Annotated in this window: 16 protein-coding genes; 8 read left to right on the plus strand and 8 right to left on the minus strand. The window is 70.2% G+C overall.

Translation table 11 applies throughout. From position 1 onward, the window contains the following. Together AC0KXF_RS02765 and AC0KXF_RS02770 are read right to left on the minus strand one after the other, a co-directional pair. Positions 1-246, minus strand: a complete 246-nt coding sequence (locus AC0KXF_RS02765) for an anti-sigma factor family protein (RefSeq protein ID WP_473107740.1) — start codon at positions 244-246, stop codon at positions 1-3. Then, on the minus strand, positions 246-899 hold the full coding sequence (locus AC0KXF_RS02770; RefSeq protein ID WP_473107741.1) for a sigma-70 family RNA polymerase sigma factor: 654 nt from the start codon (positions 897-899) through the stop codon (positions 246-248). Before AC0KXF_RS02770 ends, AC0KXF_RS02765 begins: the two co-directional genes overlap by 1 nt. 52 nt (positions 900-951) lie before the next feature. Here AC0KXF_RS02770 and aroA point away from each other — a divergent pair, with 52 nt between their 5' ends. The 3 genes from aroA to AC0KXF_RS02785 are packed head-to-tail and all read left to right on the plus strand — an operon-like array spanning position 952 to position 4035. Continuing rightward, a complete protein-coding gene (gene aroA, locus AC0KXF_RS02775) occupies positions 952-2448 on the plus strand; it encodes a 3-phosphoshikimate 1-carboxyvinyltransferase (RefSeq protein WP_473107742.1) in 1497 nt (498 codons plus the stop codon). Then, complete coding sequence (rsgA, locus tag AC0KXF_RS02780) at positions 2445-3509, plus strand: ribosome small subunit-dependent GTPase A (RefSeq protein WP_473107743.1); 1065 nt, start codon at positions 2445-2447, stop codon at positions 3507-3509. Before aroA ends, rsgA begins: the two co-directional genes overlap by 4 nt. A gap of 46 nt (positions 3510-3555) precedes the next feature. After that, positions 3556-4035 (plus strand): peroxiredoxin, encoded by a 480-nt coding sequence (locus tag AC0KXF_RS02785; protein ID WP_223044337.1) that lies wholly within the window; start codon positions 3556-3558, stop codon positions 4033-4035. Positions 4036-4106: 71 nt separating this feature from the next. On the opposite strand, the gene AC0KXF_RS02790 is transcribed toward AC0KXF_RS02785, so the two are convergent. Then, the gene (locus AC0KXF_RS02790) at positions 4107-4514 is read right to left on the minus strand and encodes a hypothetical protein (RefSeq protein ID WP_473107744.1); all 408 of its coding nucleotides are present in this window, start codon (positions 4512-4514) and stop codon (positions 4107-4109) included. A 194-nt stretch (positions 4515-4708) separates the two neighbouring features. Between AC0KXF_RS02790 and AC0KXF_RS02795 the strand changes: the two genes are divergently transcribed. Continuing rightward, positions 4709-4957 (plus strand): WhiB family transcriptional regulator, encoded by a 249-nt coding sequence (locus AC0KXF_RS02795; protein WP_017884807.1) that lies wholly within the window; start codon positions 4709-4711, stop codon positions 4955-4957. Between the two features lie 67 nt (positions 4958-5024). Here AC0KXF_RS02795 and argG read toward each other — a convergent pair whose 3' ends face one another. From argG to AC0KXF_RS02810, 3 genes are all read right to left on the minus strand, one after another. Continuing rightward, positions 5025-6446: an argininosuccinate synthase gene (gene argG / locus AC0KXF_RS02800; RefSeq protein WP_223044339.1), complete on the minus strand. Its 1422-nt coding sequence runs from the start codon at positions 6444-6446 to the stop codon at positions 5025-5027. 141 nt (positions 6447-6587) lie between these two features. Next, complete coding sequence (locus AC0KXF_RS02805; RefSeq protein WP_473107745.1) at positions 6588-7574, minus strand: malate dehydrogenase; 987 nt, start codon at positions 7572-7574, stop codon at positions 6588-6590. A 31-nt stretch (positions 7575-7605) separates the two neighbouring features. Continuing rightward, positions 7606-8463: an aldo/keto reductase gene (locus AC0KXF_RS02810; RefSeq protein ID WP_473107746.1), complete on the minus strand. Its 858-nt coding sequence runs from the start codon at positions 8461-8463 to the stop codon at positions 7606-7608. Positions 8464-8561: 98 nt separating this feature from the next. Between AC0KXF_RS02810 and hrpA the strand changes: the two genes are divergently transcribed. Next, positions 8562-12479 carry an ATP-dependent RNA helicase HrpA gene (gene hrpA, locus AC0KXF_RS02815; RefSeq protein WP_473107747.1) on the plus strand — a complete coding sequence of 1306 codons (3918 nt, stop codon included), beginning with the start codon at positions 8562-8564 and terminating at the stop codon, positions 12477-12479. Between the two features lie 72 nt (positions 12480-12551). Here the strand turns inward: hrpA and AC0KXF_RS02820 are convergent, their stop codons facing one another. Further along, positions 12552-13598 carry a hypothetical protein gene (locus AC0KXF_RS02820; protein WP_473107748.1) on the minus strand — a complete coding sequence of 349 codons (1047 nt, stop codon included), beginning with the start codon at positions 13596-13598 and terminating at the stop codon, positions 12552-12554. A gap of 229 nt (positions 13599-13827) precedes the next feature. After that, on the minus strand, positions 13828-14328 hold the full coding sequence (locus AC0KXF_RS02825; protein ID WP_473107749.1) for a YflT domain-containing protein: 501 nt from the start codon (positions 14326-14328) through the stop codon (positions 13828-13830). Between the two features lie 46 nt (positions 14329-14374). Between AC0KXF_RS02825 and AC0KXF_RS02830 the strand changes: the two genes are divergently transcribed. The 3 genes from AC0KXF_RS02830 to AC0KXF_RS02840 are packed head-to-tail and all read left to right on the plus strand — an operon-like array spanning position 14375 to position 17398. Next, the gene (locus tag AC0KXF_RS02830; RefSeq protein WP_473107750.1) at positions 14375-15658 is read left to right on the plus strand and encodes a magnesium transporter MgtE N-terminal domain-containing protein; all 1284 of its coding nucleotides are present in this window, start codon (positions 14375-14377) and stop codon (positions 15656-15658) included. Then, complete coding sequence (locus AC0KXF_RS02835; RefSeq protein ID WP_473107751.1) at positions 15658-16251, plus strand: DUF1003 domain-containing protein; 594 nt, start codon at positions 15658-15660, stop codon at positions 16249-16251. Before AC0KXF_RS02830 ends, AC0KXF_RS02835 begins: the two co-directional genes overlap by 1 nt. Then, positions 16235-17398, plus strand: coding sequence for an Mrp/NBP35 family ATP-binding protein (locus tag AC0KXF_RS02840; protein WP_473107752.1), 1164 nt, complete (start codon positions 16235-16237; stop codon positions 17396-17398). Before AC0KXF_RS02835 ends, AC0KXF_RS02840 begins: the two co-directional genes overlap by 17 nt. Positions 17399-17411: the final 13 nt, after the last annotated feature.

Below are 17411 nucleotides of genomic sequence, written 5' to 3' on the forward strand. Positions count from 1 at the left end.
TCAGCCGCCGACGCGCAGGCCGCGCAGGATCGCGTCACGGAGGTCGGCCGGTGCGCAGTTCTCGCGCTCTTCCTCGCAGGCGCGGCGCACCACCTCGGTGAGACGGATGCAGACGCTCTGCTCGTCCTGGCAGTCGGGGCAGTCCTCGAGGTGCTCTCGGATCGGCGCCGACTCCTCGGCGCAGAGTTCGCCGCGCAGCAGCTCGTAGAGGTTGGCCTTCGCCTTCTCACAGCCGCAATCGCTCATCACGTCGCTCCCTCTTCCGTTTTCTTCGACTTCGTGCGGTCCGCGCGCTTCGTCGCCGCGCTTCCCGCATTCAGTCCAACGCCCTGCTCGCGCGCGTATTCCCCGAGGGTCTTGCGCAGGCGCGAACGCCCCCGGTGCAGCCGGCTCATGACGGTACCGATCGGCACCTCCGCGATGTCGGCGATCTCCTGATAGCTGAAGCCCTCCACGTCGGCGAGGTACACGGCCATACGGAAATCCTCGGGCAGTGCGTTCAACGCCTCGCTCACCACGGCATCAGGGGTGCGGTCGATCGCCTCGGCCTCGGCCGAACGCGCAGACATCGCGGTGGTCGACTCGGCGCCCCCCAGCTGCCAGTCCTCGAGCTCGTCGACGGCGCCCAGATACGGTTCGCGCTGCCTCTTGCGGTAGGTGTTGATGTAGCTGTTCGTCATGATGCGGTACAGCCACGCCTTGAGATTGGTGCCCTCTTGGAACGAGGCGAACGCCGAGAAGGCCTTCAGGTAGGTCTCCTGCACCAGATCCTGAGCGTCCTGAGGATTGCGCGTCATCTTCATCGCCGCGCCGTACAGCTGGTCGAGCAGCGGCAGCGCGTCGCGCGTGAAGCGCTGCTCCAGTACCGCCTGGTCGTCATGCGCAGTGGTGTCACTCACGACTACGATCCTACGCCCCCGGCACGCGCGACCCCCGGTAGACTCGGAGACGATGCTTGAAGCGAAGATGAACCGGGGCAAAGACGGCGACGAGGTGCGCGCGGGCGAAGCGCACGGGGAGTCGGCCGGGCTCTGGCCTGCTCCGCTCGCGGAGGGTCCGGTCGAGGCGCGGGTCGCGCTCCCCGGTTCGAAGTCGCTGACGGGTCGCGAACTGATCCTCGCCGCCCTCGCGGAGGGGCCGGGCACGCTGCGCGCGCCCCTGCACTCTCGGGACTCGGCGCTCATGATCGATGCCCTACGGGCGCTCGGCACGCGGATCGAGGAGATCCCCACGAGCAGTCCGTTCGGTCCCGATCTGCGGATCACCCCCGCCGAGGAGCTGACCGGGTCCACCAGCATCGCCTGCGGCCTCGCCGGCACCGTGATGCGTTTCGTCCCGCCGGTGGCGGCACTCGCGCTCGGCCCGGTCGCCTTCGACGGCGACCCCTACGCCCGCAAGCGCCCCATGCGCCCGGTGATCGACGCGCTGCGCGCGCTCGGCGCCGATATCGCCGATGAGGGGCGCGGCGCGCTCCCCTTCACCGTGCACGGCACCGGCTCGCTGCGAGGCGGCCGCGTCGAGATCGACGCCTCGCTCTCGAGCCAGTTCGTATCGGCGCTGCTGCTCTCGGGCGCTCGCTTCGACCGGGGCGTGCACGTGGTGCACACGGGCGAGCGGCTGCCGAGTCTGCCGCACATCGAGATGACCATCGATACGCTGCGCTCACGCGGCGTCGAGGTCTCCTCCCCCGCCCCCGGCGAGTGGATCGTCGAGCCCGGTCCGATCCGAGCCCTCGACGCCCCCATCGAGCCGGACCTCTCGAACGCGGCGCCCTTCCTCGCGGCCGCCGTCGCGGTCGGCGGCCGCGTGACCGTGCCCGGCTGGCCCACGGTCACGACGCAGGTCGGCGACCAGTTGCGCGCACTGCTGCCCGAGTTCGGGGCCCGGGCCGAGCTCACCGAGGACGGCGCCCTCACCGTTTCCGGCGAGGGCCGCCTGAGGGGCGCACGGTTGCACGTGCCCGAGGCGGGCGAGCTCGCCCCCACGCTCGTCGGCCTCGCCGCCCTCGCCGCCCACGGTACGGACGGCTCCGACGGCGAGGCGAGCGAGGTCACCGGCATCGGCCACATCCGACACCACGAGACCGACCGCATCGCGGCACTGGTGCACGAGATCAACGCTCTCGGCGGCCGCGCCCGCGAACTCGAGGACGGCATCGCGATCGACCCGGCTCCCCTGCACGGCGGCGTCTGGCACAGCTACGCCGATCACCGCATGGCGACGACCGGCGCGCTCATCGGGCTCGTCGTCGCGGGCGTCGAGGTCGAGGACATCGCGTCGACCTCGAAGACTCTGCCCCAGTTCTCCGAGCTGTGGCATCGCATGCTCGGCCTCGCGGGCACCGGTGAACACCCGACGGACGCCGCGGGTGCAGAGCTGCCGTCGAACGGCCCGCTCGGGCTCGGCGGGCTCTTCCCGGATCTCACTCGCGGGGCCGACGGCGCATGAGCTGGCTCCCGCCCGACGAGGACGACGCGCTCGACGGCCCGTACGCCGAGTACGCCGACCACGCGGTGCGCCAGCGTCCCAACCCCAAGGCGAACCGGCCCCGCACCAAGCGCCGCCCCGAGCACTCCGACGCGGTCGTCGGCATGGTGACCGCGGTGGATCGGGGCCGCTACACGACACTGGTCGAACGCGGCGCCGATCCTGCCGACTCCCAGGAGCGAACCGTGGTGGCGGCCCGAGCCCGCGAGCTGCGACGCACCCCGATCGTCATCGGCGACCGCGTGCAGCTCGTCGGCGACACCAGCGGCGCGGAGGGCTCGCTCGCCCGCATCGTCGGCATCGAGGCCCGCCGCACGCTGTTGCGCCGAAGCGCCGACGACAGCGACACCGTTGAGCGCGTCATGGTGGCGAACGCCGACCAGATGCTGATCGTGGTCGCCGCTGCCAACCCCGAGCCGCGGGTGCGGCTCGTCGATCGCTATCTGGTGGCGGCGTACGATGCCGGGATCCGCCCGCTCCTGTGCATCACGAAGACGGATCTCGCCGATCCCGAGCCCTTCCTCGCCTATTTCTCGGCGCTCGAGGTGCCGGTATTCCGATCGGCGCCCGGCGCGTGGCCACTCGCCGAGATCCGCGACGCCCTCGCGGGGCGCACCACGGTGTTCGTGGGGCACTCGGGCGTCGGCAAGTCCACCCTCATCAACGAGATCGTGCCCGAGGCCGGCCGTGCGACCGGGCACGTCAACGAGGTGACCGGGCGCGGACGGCACACGTCGTCGTCCTCGGTCGCCTATCGCGCGGAGACGCCCGGCTGCGCGGGCGGCGACACCGGCTGGGTGATCGACACGCCGGGGGTCCGCTCGTTCGGCCTCGGCCACGTGACGCCCGAGGGGATCCTGCGCGGTTTCACCGACCTCGCGGAGATCATCGACGGCTGCCCGCGCGGGTGCACGCACCTGGAGGACGCGCCGGATTGCGAACTCGACGCGGCTGTGGCCGACGGGCGGCTCGACGCTTCGGGTGCGGCGCGCGTCGAGTCGCTGCGCCGTCTGCTGAAGTAGCAGCCGAGCGCGGGTCGGTGTCGGTGCGACCCGCTAGGCTGAAGACATGACGGAACGCGTGATCCTCGAGCCCGAACAGCCCGCCCCCGATTTCTCGCTCCCCGATCAAGACGGCGTGACCCGCTCGCTCTCCGACTTCCGCGGCGAGAAGGTCGTGCTGTTCTTCATCCCCGAGGCGATGACACCGGCCTGCACGAAGGAATCCTGCGAGTTCCAGGAGTCCTCGGCTTCGCTCGCTGCGGCCGGCTATCGCGTACTGGGGATGTCCCGTGACTCCGTGGAGCGCCTGCGCCGGTTCGCCGATCGCGATGGCCTCGAGTACCCGTTCCTCAGCGATCCGGAGGCGGAGGTGCACCGCGCATACGGAGCGTACGGCACGAAGAACAGCTACGGCCGCATCATCGAGGGTGTGATCCGCTCGACGTTCGTGATCGATGAGGAGGGGCGGATCGCCCACGCCCTCTACAACGTGAAGGCCACCGGGCACGTCGCCCGAGTGCGCAAGCTGCTCGGCCTCGAGGGCTGAGCCGGGGCGTTTCGACGCCGCCACCCGTGCAGCGCGGGCCTTGCCGCGACGGCGATCGGTCAGAGCCGGCACTATTGCTCGGCAGCGGGCGCGACCGCAGGGCGGGCGAGGATCGCGGCGGCGAACCCTGCGAGTGCGAGCGCGACGAGAGCGAAGCCGAGCCACCACGGTCCGATTCCGATCTGCAGGCACCCCGTCCCCGCCGCGAAGAGCAGCACGTGGATCGTGAGCGATGATCCGCGAACCCAGCTCGCCCGCGTTCTCACCGCACCCGCGAAGGTGACCACGACCCACACCAGCGACAGCGCCGCCATCACGATGAGGCTGAGGTTCTGCAGCGGGTGGCCGTCGCCCGTCACGGTTCCGACGACGGTCACTCCCAGCACCCACAGCAGCAGCGCCCCCTCCACTGAGAGCAGCGCGCCGAGGGCCTTCCAGGCGGCTCGGGAGCGTGGGTGATCAGCGGGTGACGAGGGCATTTCGGATCTCTTTCCATTCAATTGCAAACGAACTATTGATTTGCTTCTACATCCGTGAAACTATATATTCCGTCGAGTTTCGCGCACACCGACGTGAGCATTCTCAGCCACGTTTCAGGTAGTTACGGCGCGGGATCTCTGGCACTTGTCTCCAGTGTATTTTGCGCGCGTGCGTTTACAGATGGAGGACACACATGGATTGGCGCGAGAAGGCTGCTTGCCTCACCGTAGACCCCGAGCTCTTCTTCCCGGTCGGTAACACCGGCCCGGCGGTCGAGCAGATCGAGCGAGCGAAGTCGGTCTGCGCGCGCTGCACCGTGACCGAGATGTGCCTGCAGTACGCGATGGACACCGGTCAGGATTCGGGCGTGTGGGGCGGCCTCAGCGAGGACGAGCGCCGCGCGCTCAAGCGTCGCGCCGCGCGCGCCCGCCGCGCCAGCTGACCGCGCTTTCGCCGCGCTGACGGAAAGGCCCCGGATCCTCTCGGATCCGGGGCCTTTCCGCTGCCCGTCAGTCGGTGCCGGCGTCGAAGGCGGCCGAGAGGCCGAGCGCGTCGCCCTCCTCGTCGATGCCGCCGACCGCGTTCGCGATCTGCGCGGCGCCGCCCTGCTCGAGCTCTCCGACCACATCCGCGGTCGAGCTGCCCACGAGACCGAGCGCGGCGTACTGCTCGAGCCGCTGGCGCGAGTCGGCGATGTCGAGGTTGCGCATGGTGAGCTGACCGATGCGGTCCTCCGGCCCGAAGGCAGCACCGACCGTGCGCTCCATCGAGAGCTTCTCGGGGTGGTAGCTCAGGCTCGGACCTGTGGTGTTGAGGATCGTGTAGTCGTCGCCGCGGCGCAGGCGCAGGGTGACCTCGCCCGTGATCGCGGATCCGACCCAGCGCTGCAGCGATTCGCTGAGCATGAGCGCCTGCGGATCGAACCAGCGGCCCTCGTACATGAGGCGACCGAGCCTGCGGCCCTCGTTGTGGTAGCTGGCGACCGTGTCCTCGTTGTGGATCGCGTTGACGAGGCGCTCGTAGGTGATGTGCAGCAGCGCCATGCCCGGCGCTTCGTAGATGCCGCGCGACTTCGCCTCGATGATGCGGTTCTCGATCTGATCCGAGACGCCGAGGCCGTGGCGGCCGCCGATCGCGTTCGCCTCGTAGACCAGGGCTACCGGATCGTCGAACTCGACGCCGTTGATCGCGACGGGGCGGCCGGCCTCGAAGCGTACCGAGACCTCCTCGGTGGCGACCTCGACGTCTTCGCGCCACGCGGCGACGCCCATGATGGGCTCGACGATATCGAGACCAGTGTCGAGAAACTCGAGCTTCTTGGCCTCATGCGTGGCGCCCCAGATGTTGGCGTCGGTCGAGTAGGCCTTCTCGGCGGAATCGCGGTAGGGGTAGCCGTGGGCGACGAGCCACTCGCTCATCTCCTGGCGGCCGCCCAGCTCCTCCACGAACTGGCTGTCGAGCCACGGCTTGTAGATGCGCAGCGCGGGGTTGGCCATGAGGCCGTAGCGGTAGAATCGCTCGATGTCATTGCCCTTGTAGGTGGAGCCGTCGCCCCAGATATCGACGCCGTCCTCCTTCATGGCGCGCACGAGCAGCGTGCCGGTGACAGCGCGGCCGAGCGGCGTCGTGTTGAAGTAGGTCTTGCCGCCCGAGCGCACATTGAACGCGCCGGTCTGCAGGGCCAGGAACCCCTGTTCGACGAGCGGGAGCTTCGCGTCGACGAAGCGGGCGATCTCGGCGCCGTATTCCTTCGCACGCGCGGTGACACCTTCGAGGTCGGGCTCGTCGTACTGGCCGATGTCGGCGGTGTAGGTGCAGGGCACAGCGCCCTTGTCGCGCATCCACGCCACCGCGCAAGAGGTATCGAGGCCACCGGAGAATGCAATGCCGACGCGTTCGCCGACAGGCAGGGAAGAAAGCACCTTAGACATGGCTTCTATCCTATGGCCTGCCGGAGCCGCCGGCGTGCGCCCCAGTGCATCCCCCGGCGACGCGAGGCGTCCCGGGGCGTCCCGCTGTTCTGACGGATCGGCGCGGCGTCGATGCAGGGTCAGCGCGGCGTCGACGCTGGGTCAGTCGATCAGCCCGAGCTGCCGTACCGCCTCGCGCTCCGAGACCAGCTCGGCCACCGACTCGGCGATCCGCTGCCGCGAGAACTCATCGATCTCGAGTCCCTCGACGATCTGCCAGGCTCCGCCGGAGGAACGCACGGGGAACGACGAGATGAGCCCCTCGGGCACCCCGTACTCTCCGCAAGAGACCACGGCCGCGCTCGTGCGGCGCTCCCCCGTGCCGAGAACCCAGTCGCGCACGTGCTCGATGGCCGCGTTCGCGGCGGAAGCGACGGACGAGCCGCCTCTCACCTCGATGATCTCGGCACCGCGCTTCGCCACTCGATCGATATAGGGGCCTCGCGCCCACCCCGGGTCGACGACCTCCAGCGCCGCACGACCGCCGACGGTCGCGTGGCTGAGGTCGGGGTACTGCGTGGCGGAGTGGTTGCCCCAGATCGTCACCCCGTCGACGTCGGCGACCGGCGCCCCGGCTTCGGCCGCGAGCAGGCCGACCGCGCGATTGTGGTCGAGCCGGGTGAGCGCGGTGAACCGCTCGGCCGGCACATCGGGGGCGTGCTGCTGAGCGATCAGGGCGTTCGTGTTGGCCGGGTTGCCGACTACGATCACGCGCACGTCGTCGGCCGCCGTGGCGCCGATCGCGCGCCCCTGCGGGCCGAAGATGGCGCCGTTCGCCTCGAGCAGGTCACCGCGCTCCATGCCCGCCGTGCGAGGGCGCGACCCGATGAGCATCGCCACGTTCGCGCCGTCGAAGGCGACATCCGGGTCGTCGCTGATCTCGACCCCGGCGAGCAGCGGGAAGGCGCAGTCGGAGAGCTCGAGCGCGGCACCCTCGGCTGCTCTCATCCCCTGCGGAATCTCGAGCAGGCGGAGCGCGACGGGCTGATCGGGGCCGAGCATGTCGCCGGCCGCGATCCGGAACAGCGCCGCGTAGCCGATCTGCCCGCCGGCGCCCGTGAGAGTGACAGTGATCGGAGACTTCGTCATGCTGCGTCCTTTCCGTCGCGCGAACCGGTCCTTACCGGTTGTCGAAGGTGTACGGGTCGGGTCCGAAATTACGCTGCTCGTCGAGAGCGTCGATGGCGGCCATCTCGGCCTCGGTGAGTTCGAAATCGAAGATGTCGGCGTTCTCGATCATGCGCTCCCGACGCATCGTCTTCGGGAACACGATCGTGCCGTGCTGCATGTGCCAGCGGAGCACCACCTGCGCACCGGACTTGCCATGCGCCGAGGCCGCGTCGAGGATCGCGGATCGCTCGAAGAGGTCGCTCTTGCCCTGCGCGAGCGGCCCCCAGGCCTCGATCGCGATGCCGTGCTCGGCGCAGAACGCCCGCAGCTGACGGCGCTGGTGCAGAGGGTGCAGCTCGATCTGGTTCGCGGACGGCACGACCCCGGTCTCGTCGATGATCTGCTGCAGGTGCTCGATCTCGAAGTTCGAGACGCCGATGGCGGAGGCCCGCCCCGACTCGGCGACCTCGGCGACTCCGCGCCACGCGGTGAGCGCGGTGCCGTGCATGGGCACCGGCCAGTGCACGAGGTACAGATCGACCCGGTCGAGGCCGAGCGCATCGAGGCTGCGCTGGAAGGCGCCCGCCACGTCCTCATGATCGGAGTTCCAGAGCTTCGTCGTGACGAACAGCTCGTCTCGCGGAATGCCGCTCGAAGCGATCGCGCGGCCGACCTCGGCCTCGTTGAAGTACGCCGCGGCGGTGTCGATGTGCCGGTAGCCCGCCTCGAGCGCTTCGGAGACGATGCGCTCGGTCTCGCCCGGCTCGACGAGGAAGACGCCGAGGCCGAGCTGCGGGATCTCGACAGGATCACCCCCGCTGCGGACTCCGTTCTTCAGGGTGATGTTCGGGATCTGGAGGGCGCTCATACGGGCTCGCTTTCGCCGAGGGTCGGGTGCGCGCCCAGTCTATTCCCGACCGCCGACATTCGCTCCCGGGCGACGCCGCACGGGATAATGGGAGCACCATGCCTCAGCCCCCAGTGCGCGTCTCCTTTCCCGAAGAGCTTCCCGTCTCGCAGATGCGCGACGAGATCGAGGCGGCGATCCGCGACCACCAGGTGATCATCGTCGCCGGCGAGACCGGGTCGGGCAAGACGACGCAGCTGCCGAAGATCGCCCTGGCCCTCGGCCGCGAGCGCATCGCCCATACGCAGCCCCGCCGCATCGCCGCGCGCACGATCGCCGAGCGCATCGCCGAGGAGCTCGGCTCGGAGCTCGGCGGGCTCGTCGGCTACCAGGTGCGGTTCACCGACAAGGTCTCGGAGGACACGCGGATCCGCCTGATGACCGACGGCATCCTGCTCAATGCGATCCACCGCGATCGCGACCTTCGCGCCTACGACACCATCATCATCGACGAGGCGCACGAGCGCTCGCTCAACATCGACTTCCTGCTCGGCTACCTCAAGACGCTGCTCCCCCGGCGGCCAGACCTCAAGGTGATCATCACGTCGGCGACGATCGATCCCGAGTCGTTCGCCGAGCACTTCGCCGACGCGAGCACGAAGCGGCCGGCCCCCATCATCGAGGTCTCGGGCCGCACCTACCCGGTCGAGATCCGGTACCGACCCCTCGTGGAGAGGATCGAGCAGCCCGATCCCCAGGGCGGCGCGCCGCGGGTGCGCACCGTCGAGCGCGATCTCTTCGACGCCATCGGCGACGCGGTCGACGAGCTGTCTCGGGAGGAGCGCGGCGACGTGCTCGTGTTCCTCAGCGGCGAGGCCGAGATCCGCGACGCGGCCGACGCCCTGCGCGGGCGTCTCGGCTCGAATCGAGCGAGACCCGTCGAGATCCTGCCCCTCTACGGCCGCCTCAGCGCGGCGGAGCAGCACCGGGTCTTCGAACCCCCCAGCGGCGCGAACGCGGGCGCCCGTCGCATCGTTCTCGCCACCAACGTGGCCGAGACCTCGCTCACGGTGCCCGGCATCCGCTACGTGGTCGATGCCGGCACCGCTCGAATCTCGCGATACTCGGCGCGCAGCAAGGTGCAGCGGCTCCCCATCGAGGCCGTCTCGCAGGCGAGCGCGAACCAGCGATCGGGCCGTTCGGGGCGCACCAGCCCCGGCATCGCGATCCGGCTCTACTCCGAGGAGGACTTCGAGAGCCGGCCCGAGTTCACCGAGCCCGAGATCCGGCGCACCGGTCTCGCCTCGGTGATCCTGCAGATGCTGTCGCTCGGCCTCGGCGATATCGCGCGCTTCCCGTTCCTCACGCCTCCCGATCAGCGGGGCATCGCCGACGGTCTCGGGCTGCTCGCCGAGCTGGGAGCGGTGCAGCTCGAGGGCAGGGGAACCCGCGCCCGCCCGCGGATCACGAAGATCGGCCGCGAGCTCGCCCGCCTGCCCATCGAGCCGCGCTTCGCCCGCATGGTGGTGGAGGCCCGCAAGCACGACGTCGTCCCCGCAGTGCTGGCGATCGTCGCGGGCCTCACGATCCAGGACGTGCGCGAGCGGCCGCAGGAGAAGCGCGCCCAGGCCGACCAGCTGCACGCGCGCTTCGCCGACCCGCAGGGCGACCTCATGACGCTGCTGGGCCTCTGGGAGTATCTGCAGGAGCAGCAGCGCGAACTGTCGTCGAGCGCCTTCCGCCGCCTCTGCAAGGCCGAATACCTCAACTTCCTGCGCGTGCGCGAGTGGATGGATCTCTACCGCCAGCTCGCCCGGATCGCGGGAGCCCGTCGCGCGGATTCTGCGGCCGGTTCGGGATCGGGCGAAGCGATCCACCGCTCCATGCTCGCCGGCCTGCTCTCCCAGCTCGGCGTGCGCGACGATCGCCAGGACCGCGCTGCGCCCGCCCGCGGACGGAGCGCTCCCGGCACGGTCAAGCGGAAGCCCGCCCAGGAGTACGTCGGATCCCGGGGCACGCGATTCGTGCTCTATCCCGGTTCCGTCCTCGCGAAGAAGCCGCCCGAGGTCGTGATGAGCGTCGAGCTCGTCGAGACCTCGCGGCTGTTCGCCCGGTCCAACGCCGTCGTCGACCCGGCCTGGGCCGAGGAGCTCGCAGGGCCCCTCGCGAAGCGACAGATCAGCGAGCCGCACTGGGAGAAGAAGCAGGGCGCGGCCGTCGCTTACGAGCGGGTCACGCTCTACGGCGTGCCGATCGTCGACCGCCGCCGGGTGCAGCTCGCCCGCTTCGACCGCGAGCAGGCGCGAGAGCTGTTCATCCGCCACGCCCTGGTGGACGGCGAGTGGGAGATTCCGTCAGGAGGATCCGCCTTCGCCTTCGACCGGGCGAACCGGCAGCTGCGCCGAGAGCTCCAGCAGCTCGAGGAGCGCACCCGGCGTCGCGACCTGGTGAGCGACGACGAGGCCGTCTTCGACTTCTACGACGCCCGCATTCCCGCCGAGATCGCGTCGACGCGCGACTTCGAGGGGTGGTGGAAGGAGGCGCAGCGCAAGCAGCCGAGACTGCTCACCATGCGCCGGGAGGATCTCGTCGAGGGCGAGACGGCCGAGGTCGATGAGAGCGAGTTCCCGCGCCAGTGGCGGCACGGCGATCAGACGCTGCGGCTCAAGTACCGCTTCGACCCCTCGGCCGACGACGACGGTGTCACCGTCAACGTGCCGCTGCCGCTGCTGCCGCGACTCGAGGGCTCCGATTTCGAGAAGCTCGTGCCGGGCCTGCGTCAGGAACTCGTGACGGCGCTCATCAAGACGCTGCCGAAGGCCATCCGCAAGCACGTCGTGCCCGCCGCGGACTGGGCGCGCACGCTGCTCGAGACCGTCGAGCCGAAGCTGGACGGCGCCGACTCCGACTCATCGCTGCTCCAGCTGCTGGCCGACGAGATCCGCCGTCGCACGGGCGTGACCGTCTCCCCCGGCGACTTCGACGCATCGCGTCTGCCGGCGCATCTCACGCCGACGTTCCGCGTGGTCGACGGGCGCGGGCGCACTATCGGGTCGGGCAAGGATCTCGCCGCGCTGCAGGTGGCGCACAAGGATCGCGCGACGCAGGGCGTCGCCAAGGTCGCAGCGGCGGCGCTGCCGAAGAGCGATCTCGAGCGCAAGGGCTCGACCGCGTGGGACTTCGGCGAGCTGCCGAGGCACGTCGACACGGCCTACGCGAAGGGCCGCGGATCCGGAGCGGGCGTGGTGCGGGCCTATCCCGCGATCGTGGATCGCCGCACGGGCGTCGATCTGACGCTCGTAGCCGACGAGGCCGAGCAGGTCCGGCTATCGCGACGCGGGATCCGCCGCCTCGTCGCTCTGAGCTCGCCGTCGCCGGCGAGCTACATCCGCGACCATCTCTCGAACCAGGAGAAGCTGCTGCTCGGCGCCGGGCCGTACCGCTCGCTCGACGCCGCGATCGCGGATGTCTCGCTCGCAGTCGCCGACGGCGTGATCCGCCGTCATGCACCCGACGGGCTCGTGTGGTCGGAGGCCGCGTTCGAGCGGATCGCGAACGACTACGCGCGATCCCTCATCGATGACATCTACGGCGCGATCGCCCTCACCGCCCGCGTGCTCGACGCGGCGAGGCTCGCGCGCAAGGCGATCGACGGCGCGAAGTCGATCCAGGTTCTGGGACAGGTGGCCGGGGCCGCGGCCCAGGTCGACCGACTCGTCTACGACGGCTTCGTCTCGCGCACCGGACTCGCCCAGCTGGCGCGGCTGCCCGTCTATCTGGAGGCGGTGCAGCTGCGCATGCGGGGGCTCGTCGAGAACCCGGGGCGGGATCGGGCCTGGCAGAACGAGGTGGACCGCGCGCTCGCGCTCTTCGAGCAGGCGGGCGGCGCGATCCCGCTGCCCGAGCAGGCCCCCGATCACCTCGTGCGCGTGCGCTGGCTGATCGAGGAGCTGCGCGTGAGCCTGTTCGCGCAGCAGCTGCGCACCGCCGAGCCGGTCTCGCTGCAGCGGATCCAGAAGCTGCTGCGCGACGGCTGACCCGCCGCGCCGCGCTCCCCGCCCCGCCGCGCCGCGCTCCCCGCCGAGCCGGCCCATTTGTATCGAGTCCGCCTAGATTTCTCGCGAGTTCCATACCGGGTCGATACGAAGGGGACGGCTCGATGAACGGTGCGCGGCCGGAGGCGGTGGTAAACGGTAGGCGCGCGCGGCCGCGTAGAAGCTGTCGAGCGTGCGCAGATCCTCGTGCATCAGCCGGATGACCCGCTTCGGCGTGCTCCCTCGGGCCTTGTCCTCGCGCCTCTTCTCGGCGAGGACCACCTCAGCCGCGGTCTTTCCCCCGCGCAAGCCCTCGTCGAGGTACTTCGATCGTCCGTCGATCTCGCACAGGATGTCGAGATCATCGAGCCCGAGGTCGAAGTAGCTCACGCTGCCATCGGGGTGAACCACCGGCACCTGCGTGCTCACCCGGTACCCCGCCTGCACGAACCGGAGCCGTCCGAGGGTTTCCAGCACCGATTCCGACCCGGCATCGGCGAGTTCGACGATCCGCAGTGCTCTCCTCACGCCGCGTCGGCGGGGTCCCGAGAGCAGGTCCCGGCGCAGCCTCTCCAACCACTCCACGACACCGGGTGAGTTCGGTACGCCGCGGTGCTGGCCGAACTGCAGCTGCAACGCGTGGTCCAGCGCCCCGAGCGCCAGCTCCAGCGGGGCCAGCCGGGCGAGGTCCATCACCGTTCTCGAGAGGCTCGTGACGGGGACGCCGTGGAGCAGTCCGACCTCTCCGTCTCGGACCCGGTCGGTGCTGCGCGCGATGAAGGTGCTGCGGCGGGCGGAGGAAGCGCCGGGGAGCAGCAGCTGGGCGCGATCATAAGGTGGGCGGTAGAGACGCAGCCCATGCAGGACGGCCGCGGACTCCCTCCAGAAGCAGCCCGCGAGGTCGGGATTCCCGGAGACCGCGAGCACTCGCGCGAGCAGCTTCTGGTCCGGCCAGAGCTCGCGCCACATCCCGCCGTCGAGATACCGACCGGCGGCGAGCCGTTCCAGCCTTCCCTCTGCGACGGCGTCGGCGATGCCCCGAGCGGACCAGTTCCGCTGCAACAGGTCGTCTCGCGAGCGCACCGCCGCTGAGATCGACGCGAAGCCGTACTGAGGTGTCATGCTCGCAGCCTGACAGATTCGCTCCGATCGCGGGGGCTCGGAACACGATCGGTGGATGAAGCAGCACGCCCCGGCCGGATTCGCTGCTTGTGAGCGACGTACTGCGGGCGGTTTCTCCTCGCCGAAGCGGCCTATTTATATCGAAAGAGCCTGCAATTCACGCACATCATGGGCCGCCTCGATAGAAACAGGCCGACTCGGCGAAGGAGGCCGCGCCACTGCCCTGGGCCTACCGCTGCACCGACTCCGTGAGGATGCGACGCGCCTCGTGCAGCAGCTCGGGTTCGACGATCAGGTCGTACCGGGTGGCGACCATCTGCATCACGGAGGAGAAGTCGCGGCGGTTGCGGTTCATCGCGTAGGAGAGCACGCCGAAGAGCATGCCGAATCCGGCGCCGATCACCACGGCCGCGACGAACACGCCGAGGATGCCGGCGTTGTCGGGCTGGAAGATGAACAGCAGGAGCCCGAGGAACAGGCCCAGGTAGGCGCCCGAGAGCGCTCCCATGAGGGCGACCCGCCCGTAGGTGAGCCGTCCGGTGACGCGCTCGACGCTGCGCACGTCGTTGCCGACGATGCTGATGCGCTGCACCGGGAAGCTGGCGCGCGCGAGCACGTCGACCGCGTGCTTGGCGTCTTCGTAGCGGTCGTAGGTGGAGACGATCTCGCCCTGCGGGATCTCGGGCATCAGGGGTGCGCGCGAGGAGGAGATGGGGCCGGGAGTACTCATGCCTCCATTCTCTCACTGCCGGGCTCGGCACCACTACGCTAGAGGTGTGAGTGTGATGCGGGTCTTCGTCGGGCGCCTCGCCGGGCGCGGAGTGTTCGATCCGGTCGGCGACCGGATCGGCAAGGTGCGCGATGTGCTGGTCGTCTTCCGGGCGGCGAGCGCGCCGCGCGTGGTCGGCCTGATCGTCGAGATCCCCGGCAAACGTCGAGTGTTCGTGCCGATCGGCCGGGTCACCTCGATCGGTTCGGGCCAGGTGATCACCACGGGTCTGATCAACGTGCGCCGTTTCGAGCAGCGCGGCGGCGAGACCCGCATGATCGCCGAGATCATCGGCCGCGAGGTGCAGCTCGCTCCTGAGCACTCGGGCGGGCAGCCGCAGGCGGCCCGCATCGAGGACGCCGCGATCGAGCGCACCCGCACGGGCGAGTGGGTGGTCTCCGAGGTCTTCGTACGGCTTCCGAAGCCCGCGGCGCCGTTCAGCCGCGGCGACTCGCGGATCGTGCGCTGGTCAGATCTGGTGCTGCCCAGCTCGACCGGTTCGGCGCAGTCGGCCGAGCTGCTGATACAGACGATGGTCGATCTCAAGCCCGCCGACCTTGCCGAGGCGCTGCTCGAGCTGCCGCAGCACCGCATGCTCGAGGTGATCGGCGAGCTAGCCGACGAGCGTGTCGCGGACGCGCTCGAGGAGATGAGCGAGCAGGATCAGCTGGCGCTGCTGGCCCAGCTGCCGGCCGACCGCACCGCGGATGTGCTCGACCGCATGGAGCCGGACGACGCGGCCGATCTCATCTCCGCGCTGCCCACGGCGAAGGGCGAGGAGCTGCTCGACCTCATGGAGCCGGAGGAGGCCGAGGACGTGCGCCGCCTGCTCGAGTACGACGCGGACACCGCGGGCGGCCTCATGAGCCCCGCGCCGATCGTGCTGTCGGGCGAGTCGAGCGTGGCCGAGGGGCTCGCGATGATCCGCCGCGCCGAGATCCCGCCGGCCATGGCCTCGGCCGTCTACGTGACCCACCCCCCGTATGAGACGCCCACGGGCGAGTACATCGGCATGGCGCACTTCCAGCGCATGCTGCGCTTCCCGCCCCACGAGCGCATGGTGTCGCTCATCGACACCGAGATCGAACCGGTCACGGTCGACGCGAGCGCCGCCGAGGTCTCGCGCCGCCTCGCGAGCTACGACCTCGTCGCGATGCCGGTCGTCGACGAGCAGCATCGCCTCGTGGGCGTGGTCACCGTCGACGACGTGCTCGATCACCTGCTCCCCGACGATTGGCGCCACGCCGACGATGAGCAGCCCCGCTCCTCCGCACCGCAGAGGAGCCGCTGATGAGCCTGTTCAAGCGGCAGGATCCCGGACTCGACGCGCCCTTGGCCACCGGAGCGCGGGCGGGCCGCGTCTCACTCGGCGGCGGCAAGAGCCAGGAGCGTTTCGGACGCTGGACCGAGAGCATCGCGCGCGGCATGGGCACCCCGTGGTTCCTGCTGATCCTCACGCTCATCTGCGTGGCCTGGTTGGCCTGGAACACCTGGGGCCCCGAGTCGTGGCGCTTCGACTCGGCGGCGCTCGGCTTCACCGCGCTCACGCTGATCCTCTCACTGCAGGCGTCGTATGCGGCGCCGATGATCCTGCTCGCGCAGAACCGGCAGGACGACCGGGACCGCGTGCAGATGGAGCAGGATCGGCAGCGCGCCGAACGCAACCTCGCCGACACGGAGTTCCTGGCTCGCGAGGTCGTGGCGCTGCGGCTCGCGCTGAAGGATCTGCCCGACCGCGACTTCATCCGAGCCGAACTGCGCTCGCTGCTGGCCGAGCTAGAGGAGGCGGAGAAGGCGGAGGAGGGCCCTGAGACGGCCCCGTCCCCTTCGACAGACCCAGGGAACGAATCGCCATCAGAGGAGTCCCGTGCAGACGGACGCTGAGGCCGCAGTGCTGGCCGCGCTCGAGCGGGTGCGGGATCCCGAGATCCTGCGCCCGATCACAGAGCTCGGCATGGTGCGCGACGTGCGCGTGGACGCCGAGGGGCACGCGACGGTCGCGATCCTGCTCACGATCGCGGGATGCCCCGCCGCCCGCCGCATCGAGGCCGATACGCTCGCCGCGACTGAGTCCGCGGCCGGGGTCGTCTCGGCCGAGGTCGAGGTCGGTGTGATGTCGCCTACGGAGCGGAAGGCCTTCATCGAGCGGGTGCGCGGGGATCGCGGATCACGGCCGCAGCAGTTCGGCCCGGACTCGCTCACGCGGGTCATCACGGTGACGAGCGGCAAGGGCGGTGTCGGCAAGTCCTCGCTCACCGCCGGGCTCGCGGTCGCCCTGGCGCAGCAGGGCCTCGCGGTCGGCCTCGTCGACGCCGACGTGTTCGGGTTCTCGATCCCCGGCATTCTCGGGCTCAGCCGCGACGGCCGCACCGAGCAGCCGACCCGCGTCGACGACATGATCCTGCCGCCCGTCGCTCACGGGGTGAAGACCGTCTCGATCGGTATGTTCCTGGGCGAGGCCGACCCGCGCACCACCGCGGTATCGTGGCGCGGGCCCATGCTGCACCGCACGATCGAGCAGTTCCTGCGCGACGTCTGGTTCGGCGATCTCGATGTGCTGCTGCTCGACCTGCCTCCGGGCACGGGCGACATCGCGATCAGCGTCGGTCAGCTGCTCCCCCAGGCAGAGGTGCTCGTGGTCACCACTCCGCAGGAGGCGGCGGCCGACGTGGCCGTGCGCAGCGCGCTCGTGGCGCGCCAGACCGGTCAGCGGGTGATCGGGGTGGTCGAGAACATGGCGGGCCTGGTGCAGGCCGACGGCAGCGTGCTCGACGTGTTCGGCAGCGGCGGCGGGCAGCTGGTCGCCGATCGACTCAGCACCGACGCCGCGGGCGGCGAATCCGAGGCGGTGCCGCTGCTCGGCAGTGTGCCGCTCAGCCCCGCGTTCCGGGAGGCGGGCGACCGCGGCGAGCCGGCCGTGCTCGTCGCACCGGAGGATCCGGCCGCCGCGGAGGTGATCCGCATCGCACGCATGATCGCCGCGCGGGGCCGCAGCCTGGCCGGCAGGTCGCTCGGGATCGCGCCCCGCTGAGCCGGTGACGCCC

It is taken from the genome of Leucobacter holotrichiae (genome assembly GCF_055791005.1).

What these genes read in the sequence shown, in the direction of transcription:
- AC0KXF_RS02765 (WP_473107740.1), bottom strand. Translation starts at nt 246, where the DNA reads ATGAGCGATTGCGGCTGTGAGAAGGCGAAGGCCAACCTCTACGAGCTG.
- aroA (WP_473107742.1), top strand. Translation starts at nt 952, where the DNA reads ATGCTTGAAGCGAAGATGAACCGGGGCAAAGACGGCGACGAGGTGCGC.
- rsgA (WP_473107743.1), top strand. Translation starts at nt 2,445, where the DNA reads ATGAGCTGGCTCCCGCCCGACGAGGACGACGCGCTCGACGGCCCGTAC.
- AC0KXF_RS02785 (WP_223044337.1), top strand. Translation starts at nt 3,556, where the DNA reads ATGACGGAACGCGTGATCCTCGAGCCCGAACAGCCCGCCCCCGATTTC.
- AC0KXF_RS02790 (WP_473107744.1), bottom strand. Translation starts at nt 4,514, where the DNA reads ATGCCCTCGTCACCCGCTGATCACCCACGCTCCCGAGCCGCCTGGAAG.
- AC0KXF_RS02795 (WP_017884807.1), top strand. Translation starts at nt 4,709, where the DNA reads ATGGATTGGCGCGAGAAGGCTGCTTGCCTCACCGTAGACCCCGAGCTC.
- argG (WP_223044339.1), bottom strand. Translation starts at nt 6,446, where the DNA reads ATGTCTAAGGTGCTTTCTTCCCTGCCTGTCGGCGAACGCGTCGGCATT.
- AC0KXF_RS02805 (WP_473107745.1), bottom strand. Translation starts at nt 7,574, where the DNA reads ATGACGAAGTCTCCGATCACTGTCACTCTCACGGGCGCCGGCGGGCAG.
- AC0KXF_RS02810 (WP_473107746.1), bottom strand. Translation starts at nt 8,463, where the DNA reads ATGAGCGCCCTCCAGATCCCGAACATCACCCTGAAGAACGGAGTCCGC.
- hrpA (WP_473107747.1), top strand. Translation starts at nt 8,562, where the DNA reads ATGCCTCAGCCCCCAGTGCGCGTCTCCTTTCCCGAAGAGCTTCCCGTC.
- AC0KXF_RS02820 (WP_473107748.1), bottom strand. Translation starts at nt 13,598, where the DNA reads ATGACACCTCAGTACGGCTTCGCGTCGATCTCAGCGGCGGTGCGCTCG.
- AC0KXF_RS02825 (WP_473107749.1), bottom strand. Translation starts at nt 14,328, where the DNA reads ATGAGTACTCCCGGCCCCATCTCCTCCTCGCGCGCACCCCTGATGCCC.
- AC0KXF_RS02835 (WP_473107751.1), top strand. Translation starts at nt 15,658, where the DNA reads ATGAGCCTGTTCAAGCGGCAGGATCCCGGACTCGACGCGCCCTTGGCC.